A 17,854-nucleotide genomic window follows, 5' to 3' on the forward strand; every position below is an offset into this window, starting at 1 on the left:
GATAATTCAATCCTTTCCAAGATAAATCCAACGGATAGTTTTTAGCATATTTTTAGCGAAATGACGAAGATCTTATTGCTTTCCGACACACACGGACACATGGACAAAACCATTTTAAAGTATGCCGCCCAGGCCGATGAAATTTGGCATGCGGGCGATATTGGGAGTCTATCCGTAACCGACCAATTGGAAGCCCTAAATCCTGTAAGAGGGGTACATGGCAATATTGATGACCATGTGATCCAAAAAGAATTTCCTGAAAACAACAGGTTTATGTGCGAAGGGGTCGATGTTTGGATCACGCACATTGGCGGATACCCCAATAGGTACAATATTCGAGTGCGTGAAGAAATCAGGAACAATCCGCCCAAATTGTTTATTTGCGGGCATTCCCATATTTTAAAGGTAATGCATGACAAAAAGTTGGGGCTATTGTACATGAATCCCGGAGCATGTGGGAAACATGGTTTTCATCAAATTCGGACTATGTTGCGCTTTGTTATAGATGGGGAAAAGATCACGGATTTGGAGGTTATTGAATTGGGAAAAAGGTAAAAATGAAACACTATGTGATCATACTGGTAATTTTCTTGGCATCGTGTTCAACCAAGTCTTCTAAAAATGCGGACTCCCCTTCGCAACCCGAACAAAGTTCAGTCGCACTTTATATTTTGGGCACTGTTCAAGATGGGGGCAGTCCCCACGTAGGTTGCCAAAAATCGTGTTGTGCAGAGCTCTTCAACAACCCGGACCCTACCCGAAAGGTGGTTTCCTTAGGGTTGGTGGACCATCAAAATCAAAAAAGCTATCTTTTTGAGGCCACTCCAGATATGACTTCTCAATTGAAATTGTTAAAGGAGCACTCACGACAAAACAAAGAAACACCCGATGGTGTTTTTGTCACACATGCCCATATTGGACATTACACTGGTTTGATGTATTTAGGCAGGGAAGCCTTGGGCGGAAAAAACATTCCTGTGTATGCAATGCCACGAATGAAAAAGTTTTTGGAGACCAATGGACCTTGGGAACAACTTGTCTCATTGAAAAATATAGATATACGACCCATAAAAAATGAAGTAGGCATTCAACTTACCCCAAACATCAAAGTTGTTCCGTTTACTGTACCACACAGGGATGAATATTCAGAAACCGTAGGTTATCGGATTATTGGACCAAACAAATCAGCATTGTTCATTCCTGATATTGATAAGTGGTCCAAATGGGAGAAGGATATTTTGAAAGAAATACAACGTGTGGATTATGCTTTTCTGGACGCCACATTTTTCGATGGTCCCGAAATCAACTCAAGAAATATCGCTGAAATACCCCACCCCTTTGTGGTGGAAAGCATGGAATTGTTCCACAACCTTCCTGATGGCGAAAAATCCAAAGTCCACTTTATCCATTTCAATCACACCAACGCACTTTTGAATCAGAACAGTGATTCCTATAAAAAAGTTCTGGAGGCCGGCTTTAGGGTGTCGGCTTTTGATCAAAAAATAAGTTTGTAGAGACTTTACAAACATAAAAACCCCGGCCGAAGCCAGGGTTTTTTCGCACTAATACTACTAAGATGTTAGGTTCAACGTAAGCGATCAACAGATTTTACAAGATCTTCATCCTTTTTGATAGCCCTGTTGGCCAGGACAAGAAAAACGATAGAAAATACAGGAATCAGCATCCCAATACCCTTCTCGGAAACCACAGTTTCTCCGGATAAGCTTAGCGATCGATAAACGAAAAATCCTAGTAAAAAAAGGTTCAATATCATATTCAATCTGTTTACCACAAATTGATTTTGTCTTTTCTTGTACATTAAAATCGATACCACGGCAAGCACGGTCGCCACATAAAAAACAAGGCTTACCAGAACTTGATCTTGCGCAAAAACCTCTTTACCTCCCACTTCTACCCATAGATTGAGAAAGAACGGTAGTACGCCCGAAATAAGGCCCACTATAAGTAAAAATAACGTTTGTATCCGCTGAATCATTGTTCAAATCGATTTGGAATCGCAAAAATAGGCGTCTTTTTGATAAATAAGGCCTTATTCTTAAAAAATAATTTGTAATATTGTCATGTTATTATTAGCACCTACCTCGGAATTCTTTCTCCAGTAGCACCCATAAATAACTTTACTTCAAATTTAGAATCACACAAGTTTAACTTATTCCATTACTTAATGTTCGAGATTTCAGATCTAAAAGCTAAAAAGCTTCCTGAGTTGCAAGAAATTGCAAAGGGTCTAAATGTTCCCAAATTCAAATCATTGAAAAAATTGGATCTGGTATACCAAATACTGGACCTTCAAGCATCCAATCCCAAGGCTGTAGCGGAAACAGTTACAGCAACAGCAGACGAAAAGCCAGCACCAAAACCAAGAAAAGCCAGAACTCCACGCCCTAAAGCCACGGAGACCAAGAAAGCAGAAGGGGATGCCCCAACAAAAACACCTCAAAAAAGAGAGGCCAGAGCCAAAGAGGATACCAAACCTCAAGGCAAGCCTCAAAAAAGGGATGACAAGCCGCAGGACAATAAGTCACAAGGCAGCAGTTCTCAAAAGAACCAAAATAGCAATAGGAGAAACAACCAGCACAACAAGTCCCACCACGATAAAAAGAGCAGTAATTTTGACAAGGACTTAAAAAACAGGTACAAAGAACCTGAATTCGAGTTCGATAGCATTATTGAGAGTGAAGGCGTGTTGGACATCATGCAGGATGGTTACGGGTTCCTAAGGTCTTCTGATTACAACTATCTTTCTTCTCCAGATGATATTTATGTTTCCCAATCACAGATTCGATTGTTCGGACTCAAGTCAGGGGATACCATTCTGGGCAACATTCGTCCACCAAAAGAAGGTGAAAAATATTTCCCGCTCATCAAAGTGAACAAAATCAATGGCCTCGACCCCCAAGTGGTTCGAGACAGGGTAGCTTTTGAGCACCTTACTCCATTGTTTCCAAAGGAAAAATTCAAATTGGCGGAAAAACAAAGTACCATTTCCACAAGAATCATGGATTTGTTCTCTCCTATCGGGAAAGGACAAAGGGGAATGATCGTTTCCCAACCCAAAACGGGTAAGACCATGTTGCTGAAGGATATCGCCAACGCCATTGCCGCCAACCACCCAGAAGTATACCAAATCATCCTCTTGATCGATGAACGTCCTGAGGAGGTTACCGATATGCAACGTAACGTACGTGGCGAAGTAGTTGCCTCCACTTTTGACAAGGAAGCAACAGAGCACGTAAGGGTTGCCAACATTGTCTTGGAAAAAGCAAAACGATTGGTGGAATGCGGTCACGATGTAGTGATCCTTTTGGATTCCATTACCCGTCTGGCCCGTGCCTACAACACCGTACAGCCAGCTTCTGGTAAAGTATTGAGTGGTGGTGTGGATGCCAATGCACTGCACAAGCCAAAACGTTTCTTTGGTGCGGCACGTAATATTGAAAATGGCGGTTCGCTTTCCATTATCGCCACGGCCTTAACGGAGACTGGTTCCAAAATGGACGAGGTTATCTTTGAGGAATTCAAGGGTACAGGTAACATGGAGCTTCAGTTGGACAGAAGAATTTCCAACAGAAGAATTTTCCCTGCCATCGACCTTATTTCTTCATCTACAAGAAGAGACGATTTGTTATTGGACGAAAACACCATTCAACGCATGTGGATCATGCGCAAATATTTGGCTGACATGAACCCTGTAGAAGCCATGGAATTTATGGAGCAACGCATAAAACAGACCAAGAACAATGAGGAGTTTTTGCTCACTATGAACGAGTAAAAACTTACAGCACTCTACACCATAAGATTACGAGCCCTTCAATTTTTGAAGGGCTTTTTGTTTAGTCAATTTATAGAAAAGGTATATCTTTATTTCAGTTTCCTCAAAACTAAACTTTAACACGTTAACTATGAAAAACAACAGAAAAGCCGTAATTGCTTTTTTTGGAGCTTCATTTTTGCTATTGGGAGCTTGTCAGCAAGGGCAAAAAAAAGAAGAATCAACCAGCCCTAAACAAGAAGAAGAAAAAGAAGTTTTACCTCCTGAAGGTATCATTTCCCTGGAAGAATCCAAATCACTTTATGACAACTATACCAAGAACAGGGTGGATATGATACGGCAGTTCGAAGAAACTGAACGTAATCCAGATGAAAAATTTATTCCATCTCGATTTACCTCTTTCAGTTTTGACAAAATAAAGAACTATACTGCCTATGTTGAGCAAGAAGCCAAAAAAGCCGGAGTGAAAATCGCCTCCTTCCGCCTATACTTCGCAAATTACCCTGACAAACCAGACTTTCCCGATGGAAAAAAAATAGTGCATCCAAGACAAAACTCTATTTTTATTGTGCCCACCATGATGGTTGATGGAGAAGAATATGGATTTTACATTGGGGCCGATGGCAAAGCCAAATTGATCAAAAATGCAGTTGGCGGTTCTGAAATTGGTCCAAATGGAGAGAAAGACATGTCCAATGCAAGTTTTGCCCCGGCCGTATTTGCAGATGACGATGAAAGCTTAGTTTTAAATAAAGGCAATTCGTCACCACCACCCAACGGCGATTATGATGATTAAATCCTACGGCAATCGAAGACTTGGTCACTTTTCTTAAAGAGCAATTTTTCCTTTTTACCTATTTGGTGACTTGGATTATATCGGTGTTGACGTATCGAAAGTATTTTGACACTACGTTAAAATTTTTCCCAATTTTCATTGCCTACACGTTTTTTACCGACTTATTAGGATATTTCATCAAATTCGATAATAACTTTCAATTCTTTTCAGAGGGCAAATACGCATCTCTTAACATCGTAATTTACAATATATACCAATTTGCAGCCTATCTATTTTTCTATTGGGTGTATTTCAAAACTTTGCAAAAGTCCAAACACAAGCAATTGGTAAAATACGGGACATTGATTACCGTTGTGGCATATGTGGCAAACATGATTTTCCAAAACCCATTGTATAGAGGACTGTACTATGCAGAACTTATTGGATCTTGGACACTATTGGCTTGCATCATATTCTATTTTCAAGAAAAGAAGACGGAGCTTTCCCCTTATCCACAATGGAAAAATTTACTTTTTTGGGTTAGCATGGGCTCATTCATTTTTTACTTGGCAACCCCATATATTTTCTTGTTGGGATCCATAGATGACCATGTTTGGTATGATTACCACTTTCAAAAAATATTGTTTGTATTTATAGCCATAATGTATGGTTTTTATATGCTAGGGCTTTTATTGGGACAGAGAAAGGCATTTCGGTAAATCGACCTTTTAAAAAAAAGCCTCCTACCATGGAGGCTTTTTTTGTTATTTTAACCTTTAGAAAATCATTCGCCCACTCGATTTACAATGGAGGAGTTTTATATATTTATTAGTGAACAGTACATTCTTCCGTTTTATCTTATCGTATGGATTGTGGCCATGGCCCGTTATGGCACCTACTTTGATACTCCCCTGAAATACTACCCCATATACCTGATGTATACTTTTCTAAATGAATTGCTGGGATATTTCATTAAACATTTTGATGAATTCCAAGTAGTGGATATTGAAAAGTATAGCTGGTACAATGTTGTCATATTCAACATCTATTCCGTGATTTCATTTTTGTTCTTCTATTATATCTACTGGCGGATGGTTCAAGGTAGAAAACATAAAAAGTGGATACAATTAGGGGCTGCGGCAAGTATTTTAGGTTACACCATAAGTCTATTTTTTCAAAATCCATTCTACAGCAACCTCTACTATGCCGATATGATTGCTTCATTTATTTTACTTTTTAATATCTGGCTTTATTTAAAAGAAAAAAGGAGCAAACCCACACCTTACCCCAACAGACACAATCTCATGTATTGGATGAGTATGGGATTGGTAATCTTTTATTCGATTTTCCCCTTCTTGTTTTGGGTTGGGTATGAAGCACCGAAAATTTGGGTGGATTATCATTTTAGAACCATCCTAAGGATATTGATCCTGATGATGTACGGCTCCTTTCTTGTGGGAGTACTTGTTCACAAGCGAAGGGCTTTTAGGTAAAATTGATGCAAATAAAAACGCCCCCAGGTTGGAGGCGTTAAAATATTGTCGATTTCACAAGGTTTACATTGCTGCAACCTGCGTCATCAATTTGCTCTTAAGGTTAGCTGCCTTATTGCTATGAATGATGTTTTTCTTTGCTAATTTATCAATCATACCAACTACAGTGGGCAACAAAGCTTCAGCAGCTTTTTTGTCTTCCTCGTTGCGCAATTTTTTGATGGCATTACGCACAGTTTTGTGCTGATACCTGTTACGCAAACGTACTGCTTCGTTTCTTCTGATTCTCTTTAATGCTGACTTATGGTTTGCCATTGCTTAAAATTAATTCTTTCTAAATCCTTTTTTTGTAGCCCGTAGGGGAATCGAACCCCTGTTACCAGGATGAAAACCTGGCGTCCTAACCCCTAGACGAACGGGCCATTATCTCAATCTCAAAGTTTAAAAGCCTACTAGCCCAAAATAAGCATTTTTTTGCTTAAACCTTGTCTTGTAGCCCGTAGGGGAATCGAACCCCTGTTACCAGGATGAAAACCTGGCGTCCTAACCCCTAGACGAACGGGCCGTTATGCTTGCATAATTGCGGATGCAAAAATACAACTATTTTTAAGTCTTGCAACAGTATTTTTTATTTTTTGCACCCTGTCTAGTAGGCCTTTGCAAACAATACCCTCTTATTGGATGGTTTTCCCGTTACAATACACTTGCCTTCTTCCTTTTCTGCATCCAATGGAATACAGCGAATAGTGGCTTTTGTCTCTTCTTTTATCTTATCTTCCGTTTCAGTGGTCCCATCCCAATGAGCGGAAACAAAACCGCCTTTCCCGTCGATAACTTTTTTAAACTCATCATAGGAATCCACCTCGGTAATGTGTTCTTTTCTATAATCCAGTGCTTTTTGAAAGATGTTCTCTTGGATCTCGTCCATCAATGACACCACTTTCCCCACTACCTCATCAGCACCAACGGTTTCCTTGGTCAAGGTATCCCTACGGGCAACTTCAAATGTTCCGTTGGCCAAATCGCGCTGCCCGACCGCCAAACGTACTGGAACACCTTTCAATTCATATTCATTGAACTTAAATCCTGGTTTGTGGGTGTCACGGGTATCATATTTTACGGTAAGTCCCTTGGCACGTAGCTCCTTTACCAAGGGCTCCACTTTCTCCGAAATAGCATCCAATTGCTCCAACCCTTTATAAATAGGTACAATTACCACTTGGATAGGCGCCAATTGAGGAGGCAATACCAAACCATTATCATCGCTATGGGTCATGACCAAGGCCCCCATCAATCTGGTGGAAACACCCCAAGAGGTTGCCCATACGTACTCCTGCTCACCTTCTTTGTTAGCGAACTTGACATCAAATGCTTTTGCAAAATTCTGACCCAAAAAGTGGGAAGTACCCGCCTGCAACGCTTTTCCGTCCTGCATCAAAGCTTCGATACAATATGTCTCTTCGGCACCAGCAAATCGTTCACTCTCCGTTTTGGTTCCCTTGATTACGGGAACTCCCATATATTTTTCAGCGAAGTCGGCATATACGTTCATCATAAGCTCCGCCTCTTCCAAAGCTTCCTCTCGTGTGGTGTGTGCCGTGTGCCCTTCTTGCCATAAAAATTCAGCAGTCCTAAGAAACAGACGTGTTCGCATCTCCCAACGCACCACATTGGCCCACTGATTGATTTTTAGCGGCAAATCCCTGTACGACTGCACCCATTTTCTAAAAGTATCCCAAATAATGGTTTCTGACGTTGGGCGAACAATGAGCTCCTCTTCAAGTTTCGCATTCTCGTCCACAACAATACCGCTGCCATCTTCCGCATTCTTCAATCGGTAATGGGTAACAACCGCACATTCCTTTGCAAACCCCTCTACGTGACTGGCTTCTTTGCTCAGGTATGATTTTGGGATGAACAATGGAAAATAAGCATTCTCATGCCCTGTTTCCTTGAACATTTTGTCCAATTGTCCCTGCATTTTTTCCCATATCGCATACCCGTAAGGTTTGATTACCATACATCCCCTAACGCCGGAGTTTTCAGCCAAATCCGACTTTACAACCAGCTCGTTATACCATTTGGAATAATCTTCCGCTCTACTCGTTAAATTTTTACCCATCTATTTTAGTTTGGCACAAAACTTGTGACTTTAATCATGAAATGATTGGGTAAAACTAATTATTTTTAGTATGTTCAACAATAAAAATTGCGCCATGTTAAAGTCTTTACTTCACAATAAACTACGAACCGCCTCCATATTGATGGTCAGTGCCCTCTTTATGGTTTCATGTGGTTCCTATCAGCAAGCTTCCTATTACGATGATGGCATTTACTCCGCCAACGACCGTGTTCTTAGTGTTGAAAAGAAAAATGCCGAAGCTCTAAGAATCGAGGAGCAAGAAAGTAACATCTACGGGGATTACTTTGGAGACAAAGCAAACGAATATGGCGAGATCTTGGACAGCGAGGTTTTTACCGACATCGACAGTTACTCCAGCCAAATGCCAAACGACACCATTCCCTATGGTGAGCAAACCGATTACTTTGCATACAATAACAATTACAACGGAAACCCTGGTTGGGGCGATAATCCTACAAGTTTATCCATAAATGTATATAACAACAGCTGGGGATGGAGCGGATATTATGGGTGGTACGACCCTTACCTTTCTTGGGGTTGGGGATGGAACTATCCTTACTACGGTTGGGGTTGGGGATGGAACAACCCTTGGAGATATAATCGTTGGGGCATCTATGGCTCCTATCGCTGGGGCTGGGCCGGATACTACGGCTTCGGTGGATACTATGGCTGGGGTGGCTACTACGGCGGTTACTGGAACCATCCATATTACAATAGAGGATACTATGGAAGAGACTATGCCTACATGTCAGGCAGAAGAGGATATTCCTCTCGCATCCCTGGAACCACATTAACTTCCAGAACCAGCGGATATTCCAGCAGGCTCAGAAATAATAGTGGGCGTTCCAATGCCACACTAAGCCGAAACAACAATAATTTGGCAAACAGAAGCTCAAGAGGCTATAGCAATAGGTCAAATGTAAGAAGATCCATCAGCGCAGATGCTGTTGCCAGAAATAGAGACTACAGAACCAGTAGAACCACACGGACTTCCCCTAATTACAGTGGAAGTTCAAGAACCTACCGCCGTTCGTATGGAACAACACCATCGACCAGAAGCAGCTCTTCTTCCAAGAGTTATAGAAGTTCTGGACAGAGCACTAGGAGCTATCAATCAAGAAGTACCGCGCCAAGTAGAAACTATAGCCGTTCTTCCAGTAGGTCAAGTTCTGGAAGCTACCGTAGTAGCGGAACTTCGAGAAACAGTAGTTCCAGCAGTGTAAGAAGCTCCAGAAGCAGTTCCAGTTCCAGAAGTTCCGGTGTGAGCAGGTCTTCCGGAAGCAGAGGAGGCCGAAGCGGTAGAGGCGGCAGATAATAATCCGACAATCCCTATAATTATATTGATTAATCTAAATCATAAGAAATGAAAAGAATCTTGACTTTCATAATGGTATTGGCATGCACTTTCGCAAGTGCACAGACCATTGATGATGTACTTCGCTATAGCACCGAAAATCTGCAGGGAACCGCAAGGTTTCAGGCTATGGGCGGTGCATTTGGAGCTTTGGGCGGTGATTTATCCGCCTTGAATGTTAATCCGGCAGGTTCAGCGGTCTTTAATTTTAGTGAAATCTCCATCACCGGTTCCAATTACCACAGAAACAACGATGCACTCTATGGAAATACTTTAAGGAACACCACCTCCAATTCCTTGGATTTTAATCAGGTGGGAGGAGTATTCGTGTTCAACTCATCAACTGATAGCCCCTGGAAAAAAATTGCATTGGCCATCAATTACGATTTGGTACGGAATTTCGATGACGAATTCGTTGCATCGGGCAATACCTCTGTAGGAATAGACAATTACTTTTTGAACTTTGCGCAAGGAGAGCCTTTGGGGCCGTTGCGCACACAACAGGGCGAATATATTGAAGATGCATATTTGGATATCGGGGCCAATCTCGGTTATTCCGCACAGCAGGCCTTTCTTGGCTTCCAAGCAGGAATCATTGAACCAATTGATGACGTTGATGAAAACACTTCCTATTTTTCCAATGCACAATACAGCAGTGTTGACCAAAGGTTTTTACAGAATACATCCGGCTACAACAGCAAATTCACTCTTAATTTTGCCACCCAATATCAAGACGACTTATACTTAGGGGCTTCCGTAAACTTCCATAACGTATTGTATGATAGGACTACCTATTTGGACGAGCAGGGTTACGATGCCGAATCGCCAATCCAGTATGCTTCCTTTGACAACTTATTGCACACAGAAGGGTATGGTTTCTCCTTTAGCTTGGGAGCCATTGCCAAACTCAACCAATCCATTCGCGTGGGCGGTAGCTACCAATCACCAACATGGTATACCTTGACAGATGACACCTCACAGCGAATCAATTCCAATTTGGCGGTTTCCGATATTGATTACATCAATTTTGGCATTGTGAACCTGTATGATGAATACAGGATAAAAACACCTGAAAAATTCACGGGCAGCATGGCATTGGTTTTTGGACAAGATGGGCTCATCAGTTTGGATTACTCCTACCAAGACATGTCCAAAGCAGAACTCAGGCCTACCTCCGACCCGAACTTTGCTGCAGAAAATGATTTTATCACCAGCACACTTGGTGCGGTAAACTCCTATCGTTTGGGAGGCGAATACCGTATAGAACAAGTAAGTCTGAGGGCTGGATACCGTTTTGAGGAAAGCCCTTATGCCGACAGTGATTTTGTAGGCGACCTTAACGGATTCTCTGCAGGTGTCGGCTATAATTTTGGTGCAAGCCGTTTGGATTTGGCCTACAGTAGAACGGAGCAAGATGTAAACTCTTATTTATTTGATGGAGGTATCGATAGTGCTGTACTGATCAATAGAATCAACACTAATATTTCGTTGGGATATACTTTAAAATTCTAAAACCTATAAAAAGAAGAGCCTGTTTGAAAAGCTCATTGCCTGTCAGTTCGAGCGGAGTCGAGAACCTAAAACATATTGACGACAATCAAATTAGTTTCGACTGCGCTCAACTTGACAAATTCAAACTTTTGCTACTTTTTTATCTAACCAAAGAAAAGTGTCGTCGAACGGATTTGGCCACTAAAACACCATCATCTTCCCGCTCGTATTCCAAACGGAACCAATAATCCGAAGAAGGCATGTCCCTCCCATTAAAGGTACCGTCCCAACCAACATTCACATTGATCTGTTTTAACAACTTCCCAAAACGATCAAAAATATAAACCACTGGGTTCCCTAATTCCTCTACACCATAAACCGTCCAATTGTCGTGAAAACCATCACTATTGGGCGTAAAGAACTTTGGATACCCCACCACCAAAAACTCCTCGGGCTCGGATGTTCCACAACCGTTCTTGTCATTGATGACCACCGTGTTTATCCCAGGAGGAACATCCCTAAAAACAGGGTCATCCTGAAACTCCCCACCATTGATGGCATATTCGTAATTACCATCCCCTACGGGAACAATCTCCACATTGTATGGATCGGTCTGATCACTGTGCACCAAATCATCGATGACCCGAACTTCATCCAGCTCTGGAGTGCCGTAAAAAGTAATCAATACATCATCTGAAATGATTTGCCCCTGATTATTTTCAATCGAAACATAATATCTTCCTGAATCCGGACTCGAGACCGTATATTCCGTTACCCCTGTGGCCAACGGCTGATCTATTGTCCCATCATCATCCCAATCCACGGACCAAGTCACATTGGCAATGTTCGGACCAGCTGGCGAATTCAAAGCTGACAAAGTGATGTCCGGATCGCCTTCGCAAGCAACGATATCAAACCCTAAAAATTCATCTCTTAGCGTACAATCCAAGGCATTATCTTGATCTTCATCCACTGAAGAACCGGTAAAAGTCAACATAAAAGACTCTGCCTCATCATCAAAATTGGTGTTGTAGTTATTGATGTACAGATAGTAAATTTCCCCCTGCCGCACATTCAACCATTCATCGTAAGTGTTCTGGCTTCCTTTTACAAAAGGCGCACCTTCACGACCATCAACTGGATTCACTCCTATTCCCGTAAAATTCGTCTCGTTGTACTCATAGTTGCACCGAATGGGCTGTGCTGTACCATTGCCCACTATGGTACAGAAATTTTCATTCGAAGTTTCATCAAAAGGTCCGTATAACGCAAAATCCCATTCTGAAGTAATTGGACTACCAGGGGTAACGGGCAATGCTTCAAGATCAAAACCAATTTGTCCATCCGTTCCAGCCCTAAACACATACCACCCCGTGTTGTTCTCAATATTGGCAGAACTCACACTTCCTTTTTCCAAACAGCCTGTTTGGGTAATGACCTCTGGGTCAAAATCATCGATATCACCACTTCCATCGGTGGTGCCCATAATGGGGCCATCGGCACAAACAGGTATGGCTGTCCTACAATCCGGGGAGTTTTGTGCGCTTACTATTTGTAATAGAAAGAGACAACAGATAGCGCTGAATAGAGCTCTCATAGAGTTTTGGGGCTAATGATTATGCTACTTACATCCCCTATAACTCTTTGTAATACCCTTTTAGTATATGTTTATCGAAGAAATTTGCAGTTAATCGACAAACGGCCAATTTATTATCGTCGCAATGAAAAATGGCTTTGTAAATACTTGGCATACGTCCGGTTGCCATCATCATCAACATAGGATAGTTTGAACCAATAATCGGTGGATGGCAATGGCTTGCCCTGAAAGCTTCCGTCCCAACCTGCATCAAACTCGTTCATCTGCTTGATGAGTTTACCATAACGATCATAAATGGTTACAATGGGTGAATTCAAGGTCGAAAGCCCATCAACCTGCCAAGTTTCATTCATTACATCGCCATTTGGTGAGAAAATGGCCAAATATCCAACCACAACAATGTCCTCTTCGACCACACCACACCCGTAGGGATCTCTCATACTTACCGTATGCACTCCCGGAGGGACACCTTCAAAAACATTGCTCGTTTGAAAATCCACCCCATCCAAGCTAAACTCATACATGCCATGGCTTTCCGTATTGATGGTCACTGTATTGTTGACGCTCATATCATCAATATCGACACTTGAAATCTGGGGCATATTGGAAATTTCCACTGATACCGTCCTACTGGCCTCGCAAGTCATCCCATTAGATTGATGGGTTACCGTCAATGTATATTCACCCGCTTCCGTAACCATAATGGAAGGTGTTTGTGCCCCTGTGCTCCATTGATAGGTATAATGTGGGTTGGACTGCATCTCACCAATTTCCAAACTCCCTGCAGCTTCACAAAAAACCACTTGTCCGTCAAAACTCAAAACAGGGGTTTCAATAGCGTTCAGCACAAAGCTTTGGGATGCATCATAACAATCGGGATTGGCCAGAGAAGTCGTCCTAACATATATGGTTTCCGAACCCACTGCCAATACATATAGCTTTTCCAACGGATGAATCCCTGCATCCGCATCGGTTTGTGAACTATGGTAGCTGACCACAAAATCATCAGGATCCATACCATTTAGTGCCTCGGTGTTTTTACCGTTCAAATCAAAAGCCATATCATCCTCATAGCATAAGATCTCATCCGTAAGCACACCTGTAATCGGCACTTCATTGAACCCTACTTGCACATCACTTACAATGTTTCCGACAGATGTGGTAACCACCACACGATACTGCCCTGTATTTTGAACATTATGCGTAGCACCATTGGCACCGGCAATCAGTTGATATCCACTTCCCGTATCGCTATACCACTCATAATTGATGGTCCCAGAACTAGTGGCATCCAAAACCACATTATCGCCTTCACAAGCGGCAATGGGCGGACCCAATAAATTACTGACAATGGAACAATCCAAAGCACTATTGGGATGATCCACCCAAATATTTCCCGTAAACTGAATGGAAAATCCAGAATTTACATTGCTGAAATTATTGATGAAGAGGTAGTAATCCTCCCCGGCTTCCACTTGGAGCCAATCCTCGTAGTGCACCGAATCCCCTTCGCCCGTAGGGTCTTCCCCTACCCCAATGAAACTGGTGTTCTCACTATTATCAAAAAAGTTACAACGGACAGGTTCCCCTAAATCGTTGCAATCACTTGCACGATACAGCGCAAAATCCCAATCCTCATTACTGTTATGCCCAATATTGAACCCCAATTGCCCTGCTTGGGCTGTTCTAAATCGATACCAGGCCGAATTGGATTCTATGGCGCCCGTAGTGGTCTGCTCCAAACATCCACTGGACGCAGCTCCATAAAAATCATCAGCGCCAAAACCATTGGTACCGCCATTTATGGGCGTATTGCTACAAATGGGAATTGCATCCACACAATCTTGTACAACCTGCGCTTGCGCAGCCTGCCAAAACAATAGTATTAATAAGGTCTTTAAAAAGAGTTTAAACATAAAAGACTGTAGGTTTGGGCATTATAAAAGTACCGTGGCATTGGCCTTAACAATAATTTATGTTGTCAAACCTCCGATACCAGATGTTAAATCGGTCATTAATGTATATCTTTGCTCTCCTTAAGCAGTAGCTATGAAACTTGAACAGACTTTGGAAGAGCAATACGAAGAAAGAGGAAACGACCACGTTGGGTCTTCATCCACGGATACTCCAATGAGGGAGGATGCTTTCGTATTGAGTGATGAAGAAAAAATCGAAAGAATACAAAAAAGCGTCAGGGAAATAATGCTTACCCTTGGTCTTGATTTGGATGATGATAGTTTAAAAGGCACACCTAAACGAGTGGCCAAAATGTATGTACAGGAAATCTTTGGAGGATTGCATCCTGACAGAAAGCCAAAATCATCAACTTTTGACAATAAGTACAAGTATGGTGAAATGTTGGTCGAGAAAAACATTGTGGTCTACTCCACTTGTGAACACCATTTACTCCCTATTGTTGGGCGGGCGCATATCGCCTATATTTCAAACGGAACAGTCGTTGGTCTTTCCAAAATGAACCGTGTTGTGGATTATTTTGCAAAACGGCCCCAAGTACAAGAGCGTTTGAACATCCAAATTGTAAAAGAACTCCAAAAAGTATTGGGCACAGAAGATGTTGCCTGTGTGATTGATGCAAAGCACCTTTGTGTTAATTCCAGGGGAATACGCGACATTGAAAGTAGCACGGTAACCGCCGAATACGGCGGTAAGTTCAAAGATGAAGGAGTACGAAGAGAGTTTTTGGACTACATCAACTTGGATACCGAATTTTAAACACCGACTGTTTAAATGCAATTGTATAAAGACCAAACCTTAAGAATCCATAATTCACTTACTGGAAAAAAAGATGTATTCGAACCCATAAACGAAGGTCACGTAGGCATGTACGTCTGCGGCCCCACCGTTTACAGCAACGTACACTTGGGGAACTGCCGCACGTTTATGTCTTTTGATATGATTTTCCGATACTTCAAACATTTGGGGTACAAAGTGCGCTACGTCCGTAACATTACAGATGCTGGACACTTGGAAAACGATGCCGACGAAGGGGAGGATAAAATTGCTAAAAAGGCCAAACTGGAGCAGATCGAGCCGATGGAGGTGGTACAGCGTTACACGGTGGACTTCCACAACACCTTGCAACAATTCAACCTTTTGCCCCCAAGTATCGAACCTACGGCCACTGGTCATATTATAGAACAAATAGAGATCATCAAGGAAATCCTTGAAAAAGGATTGGCCTACGAGGCTAACGGTTCTGTTTATTTTGATGTGGTCAAGTTCAATGAAGACCACGATTACGGAAAGTTAAGCGGTAGAAAGTTGGAAGATATGATCACCAACACCCGTGAGCTTACCGCACAGGACGAAAAAAGAAACCCACAGGATTTCGCTCTTTGGAAAAAAGCGGAACCCCAGCACATTATGCGTTGGCCATCCCCTTGGGGGGACGGTTTCCCTGGATGGCACTTGGAATGTACTGCCATGAGCACCAAATATTTGGGCGAGACCTTTGATATTCACGGCGGAGGAATGGACTTGAAATTCCCCCACCACGAGTGCGAAATTGCCCAAGCAGAGGCCAGCACAGGAAAATCTCCGGTAAATTACTGGATGCATGCCAATATGCTGACCCTCAATGGTAGAAAAATGTCCAAATCCACGGACAACAATATCTATCCTGCAGAGATTTTTAGCGGCGACAACAGTATTTTGAGCAAGCCCTATACCCCAGCAGTAGTCCGTTTTTTTATGATGCAGGCCCACTACACCAGTATTTTGGATCTTAGTGATGAAGCCTTGCAAGCATCCGAAAAAGGATATAACCGTTTGATGGATGCCCTAGATAGCATCGATAAATTGAAAACAGGCGATAAATCAGATTTTGATGTGGCTGTCTGGAAGCAAAAATGCTACGATGCCATGAACGATGACTTCAATACGCCGATTTTGATTGCGCAATTGTTCGAGGCCGTAAAACACATCAACTTGATCAAAGAGGATAAAGAAACCATATCCACGGAAGATAAAGAGGATCTGGCAAGTTCACTCAAAGCCTTTGTTTATGATGTGCTTGGCATTGAAAATCAGTCCATGACCAAAGATGATTCCAATACACTCAATGGAGTGATGGAATTATTGATCGATATCAGAAACGAAGCCCGCGCCAAAAAGGATTTTGCCACTTCTGACAAGATCAGAGATCAATTGGTTGAATTGGGCATTCAGATTAAAGATGGAAAGGACGGAACTACCTTCAGCGTAAACTAGTGCTTCACAAATTTTGATTGGTACTGCCCTGGCGAAACGTGAATTTTTCGCTTGAACAAACGGTTAAAATAAGAACGGTTTTCAAATCCACATTCCAAATAAATCTCCTTTATTTTCCTATCTGGATCTTTTAATAGGTTGATGGCCATTTTTATGCGTTCGCTATTGATGTAGTCAATCGGTGTTACCCCCAATTCTTCCTTAAAAGTCTTGTGAAAGTGCGATTCACTCATACAGGCTTTCTTACTCAAATCACTGACGGACAGGGGTTCGTGCAAATGCCGGTTAATATATTCGATTACGTAGGCCAACCTATTGTTTGAACTTAATTTGGACGCGTTTTGGGTATATTTTTCACGTGTATTGCCCTGCAAAATGCGAATAATCAACTCTTGGAGCATATTATCCACAAAATAGTCCTTGGACGGATGGTTTTCCGTGAACAAGTACAACAATCGCTGGATGATGCCATAAATACTGGCATCGTTTGTAAAGTGGTAGTTGTAATCCATCAAAGCCCATTCGGTTCCATCGTGTTTGGGCATTACTTCGTTCATCAAATTAATGACCTTATTGATTTTTTCATCGGAAATGGCCATGGCCAGGCAACGTGTCGGATTGCCTTCGTTAGCTTCAGGAAAATCAATGCACATAACTTCGTTGGAAGGAAGTATCAAAGATTCACCTGGAAGAAAATTAAATGATTTCTTATCCCTTAGATGCATCACTTTTTTACCGATCAGCATAGAGGCCAGCACAGGTTGGTCAAACTGGAGGAGCACTTTTTCAGCCTGTAAATGCGTCTCAAAAACATGCATCGAGGCGTTATTCAGCGTATATGATGTTTGGTTCTCAACCAAATGCTCAAGTTTTCTTTCCTTAAAGAATCGTTCTGGCAGCTGCATATAAAATATCTACTCCTTAATTTATTATATAAATACCTACTAAATATAAAAAATATGACATGATATTTTGTTA

Annotated in this window: 16 protein-coding genes and 2 tRNA genes; 10 read left to right on the plus strand and 8 right to left on the minus strand. The window is 42.0% G+C overall.

What is annotated here, in order from left to right; translation table 11 throughout:
- Positions 1–60 precede the first annotated feature (60 nt).
- Together PY092_RS07575 and PY092_RS07580 are read left to right on the plus strand one after the other, a co-directional pair.
- Positions 61–555 (plus strand): metallophosphoesterase family protein, encoded by a 495-nt coding sequence (locus PY092_RS07575; RefSeq protein ID WP_275615243.1) that lies wholly within the window; start codon positions 61–63, stop codon positions 553–555.
- A 2-nt stretch (positions 556–557) separates the two neighbouring features.
- Positions 558–1,514 carry an MBL fold metallo-hydrolase gene (locus tag PY092_RS07580; protein WP_275615244.1) on the plus strand — a complete coding sequence of 319 codons (957 nt, stop codon included), beginning with the start codon at positions 558–560 and terminating at the stop codon, positions 1,512–1,514.
- Between the two features lie 71 nt (positions 1,515–1,585).
- On the opposite strand, the gene PY092_RS07585 is transcribed toward PY092_RS07580, so the two are convergent.
- Positions 1,586–1,996, minus strand: a complete 411-nt coding sequence (locus PY092_RS07585) for a DUF4293 domain-containing protein (protein ID WP_275615245.1) — start codon at positions 1,994–1,996, stop codon at positions 1,586–1,588.
- Between the two features lie 189 nt (positions 1,997–2,185).
- Between PY092_RS07585 and rho the strand changes: the two genes are divergently transcribed.
- From rho to PY092_RS07605, 4 genes are all read left to right on the plus strand, one after another.
- Complete coding sequence (gene rho, locus PY092_RS07590; protein WP_275615246.1) at positions 2,186–3,793, plus strand: transcription termination factor Rho; 1,608 nt, start codon at positions 2,186–2,188, stop codon at positions 3,791–3,793.
- A gap of 130 nt (positions 3,794–3,923) precedes the next feature.
- The gene (locus tag PY092_RS07595; protein ID WP_275615247.1) at positions 3,924–4,589 is read left to right on the plus strand and encodes a hypothetical protein; all 666 of its coding nucleotides are present in this window, start codon (positions 3,924–3,926) and stop codon (positions 4,587–4,589) included.
- Positions 4,590–4,888: 299 nt separating this feature from the next.
- Positions 4,889–5,287, plus strand: coding sequence for a hypothetical protein (locus PY092_RS07600; RefSeq protein WP_275615248.1), 399 nt, complete (start codon positions 4,889–4,891; stop codon positions 5,285–5,287).
- Between the two features lie 87 nt (positions 5,288–5,374).
- The gene (locus PY092_RS07605; protein WP_275615249.1) at positions 5,375–6,061 is read left to right on the plus strand and encodes a hypothetical protein; all 687 of its coding nucleotides are present in this window, start codon (positions 5,375–5,377) and stop codon (positions 6,059–6,061) included.
- 63 nt (positions 6,062–6,124) lie between these two features.
- Here PY092_RS07605 and rpsT read toward each other — a convergent pair whose 3' ends face one another.
- The 4 genes from rpsT to proS form a co-directional block, all read right to left on the minus strand.
- Positions 6,125–6,376, minus strand: a complete 252-nt coding sequence (gene rpsT / locus PY092_RS07610; RefSeq protein ID WP_127141287.1) for a 30S ribosomal protein S20 — start codon at positions 6,374–6,376, stop codon at positions 6,125–6,127.
- Between the two features lie 35 nt (positions 6,377–6,411).
- Positions 6,412–6,483 (minus strand) — tRNA-Glu (locus tag PY092_RS07615).
- Positions 6,484–6,554: 71 nt separating this feature from the next.
- Positions 6,555–6,626, minus strand: a tRNA-Glu gene (locus PY092_RS07620).
- Positions 6,627–6,707: 81 nt separating this feature from the next.
- On the minus strand, positions 6,708–8,183 hold the full coding sequence (proS, locus tag PY092_RS07625) for a proline--tRNA ligase (RefSeq protein ID WP_275615250.1): 1,476 nt from the start codon (positions 8,181–8,183) through the stop codon (positions 6,708–6,710).
- Between the two features lie 94 nt (positions 8,184–8,277).
- On the opposite strand from proS, the gene PY092_RS07630 reads away from it, so the two are divergent.
- A complete protein-coding gene (locus tag PY092_RS07630; RefSeq protein ID WP_275615251.1) occupies positions 8,278–9,519 on the plus strand; it encodes a hypothetical protein in 1,242 nt (413 codons plus the stop codon).
- Between the two features lie 48 nt (positions 9,520–9,567).
- A complete protein-coding gene (locus PY092_RS07635; RefSeq protein ID WP_275615252.1) occupies positions 9,568–11,070 on the plus strand; it encodes an OmpP1/FadL family transporter in 1,503 nt (500 codons plus the stop codon).
- 139 nt (positions 11,071–11,209) lie between these two features.
- Here the strand turns inward: PY092_RS07635 and PY092_RS07640 are convergent, their stop codons facing one another.
- Together PY092_RS07640 and PY092_RS07645 are read right to left on the minus strand one after the other, a co-directional pair.
- Positions 11,210–12,646 (minus strand): T9SS type B sorting domain-containing protein, encoded by a 1,437-nt coding sequence (locus PY092_RS07640; protein WP_275615253.1) that lies wholly within the window; start codon positions 12,644–12,646, stop codon positions 11,210–11,212.
- Positions 12,647–12,759: 113 nt separating this feature from the next.
- A complete protein-coding gene (locus PY092_RS07645; RefSeq protein ID WP_275615254.1) occupies positions 12,760–14,562 on the minus strand; it encodes a T9SS type B sorting domain-containing protein in 1,803 nt (600 codons plus the stop codon).
- Positions 14,563–14,695: 133 nt separating this feature from the next.
- Here PY092_RS07645 and folE point away from each other — a divergent pair, with 133 nt between their 5' ends.
- Entirely contained in the window at positions 14,696–15,379 is a 684-nt protein-coding gene (gene folE / locus PY092_RS07650; RefSeq protein ID WP_275615255.1) for a GTP cyclohydrolase I FolE, read from the plus strand.
- 15 nt (positions 15,380–15,394) lie between these two features.
- Positions 15,395–16,876 (plus strand): cysteine--tRNA ligase, encoded by a 1,482-nt coding sequence (gene cysS / locus PY092_RS07655; RefSeq protein WP_275615256.1) that lies wholly within the window; start codon positions 15,395–15,397, stop codon positions 16,874–16,876.
- Here cysS and PY092_RS07660 read toward each other — a convergent pair.
- Complete coding sequence (locus tag PY092_RS07660; protein WP_275615257.1) at positions 16,873–17,781, minus strand: AraC family transcriptional regulator; 909 nt, start codon at positions 17,779–17,781, stop codon at positions 16,873–16,875. The two genes, cysS and PY092_RS07660, sit on opposite strands and share 4 nt — an antisense overlap.
- Positions 17,782–17,854: the final 73 nt, after the last annotated feature.

Source organism: Flagellimonas yonaguniensis (assembly GCF_029193885.1).
In the GTDB taxonomy this organism is placed as follows: domain Bacteria; phylum Bacteroidota; class Bacteroidia; order Flavobacteriales; family Flavobacteriaceae; genus Flagellimonas; species Flagellimonas yonaguniensis.

Excerpts from the sequence above, each read along its gene's own strand:
- PY092_RS07645 (WP_275615254.1), bottom strand. The coding sequence starts at position 14,562 with ATGTTTAAACTCTTTTTAAAGACCTTATTAATACTATTGTTTTGGCAG.
- PY092_RS07575 (WP_275615243.1), top strand. The coding sequence starts at position 61 with ATGACGAAGATCTTATTGCTTTCCGACACACACGGACACATGGACAAA.
- cysS (WP_275615256.1), top strand. The coding sequence starts at position 15,395 with ATGCAATTGTATAAAGACCAAACCTTAAGAATCCATAATTCACTTACT.
- rho (WP_275615246.1), top strand. The coding sequence starts at position 2,186 with ATGTTCGAGATTTCAGATCTAAAAGCTAAAAAGCTTCCTGAGTTGCAA.
- rpsT (WP_127141287.1), bottom strand. The coding sequence starts at position 6,376 with ATGGCAAACCATAAGTCAGCATTAAAGAGAATCAGAAGAAACGAAGCA.
- proS (WP_275615250.1), bottom strand. The coding sequence starts at position 8,183 with ATGGGTAAAAATTTAACGAGTAGAGCGGAAGATTATTCCAAATGGTAT.
- PY092_RS07585 (WP_275615245.1), bottom strand. The coding sequence starts at position 1,996 with ATGATTCAGCGGATACAAACGTTATTTTTACTTATAGTGGGCCTTATT.
- PY092_RS07660 (WP_275615257.1), bottom strand. The coding sequence starts at position 17,781 with ATGCAGCTGCCAGAACGATTCTTTAAGGAAAGAAAACTTGAGCATTTG.
- PY092_RS07580 (WP_275615244.1), top strand. The coding sequence starts at position 558 with ATGAAACACTATGTGATCATACTGGTAATTTTCTTGGCATCGTGTTCA.
- PY092_RS07595 (WP_275615247.1), top strand. The coding sequence starts at position 3,924 with ATGAAAAACAACAGAAAAGCCGTAATTGCTTTTTTTGGAGCTTCATTT.
- PY092_RS07605 (WP_275615249.1), top strand. The coding sequence starts at position 5,375 with ATGGAGGAGTTTTATATATTTATTAGTGAACAGTACATTCTTCCGTTT.
- PY092_RS07640 (WP_275615253.1), bottom strand. The coding sequence starts at position 12,646 with ATGAGAGCTCTATTCAGCGCTATCTGTTGTCTCTTTCTATTACAAATA.
- PY092_RS07630 (WP_275615251.1), top strand. The coding sequence starts at position 8,278 with ATGTTAAAGTCTTTACTTCACAATAAACTACGAACCGCCTCCATATTG.
- folE (WP_275615255.1), top strand. The coding sequence starts at position 14,696 with ATGAAACTTGAACAGACTTTGGAAGAGCAATACGAAGAAAGAGGAAAC.
- PY092_RS07635 (WP_275615252.1), top strand. The coding sequence starts at position 9,568 with ATGAAAAGAATCTTGACTTTCATAATGGTATTGGCATGCACTTTCGCA.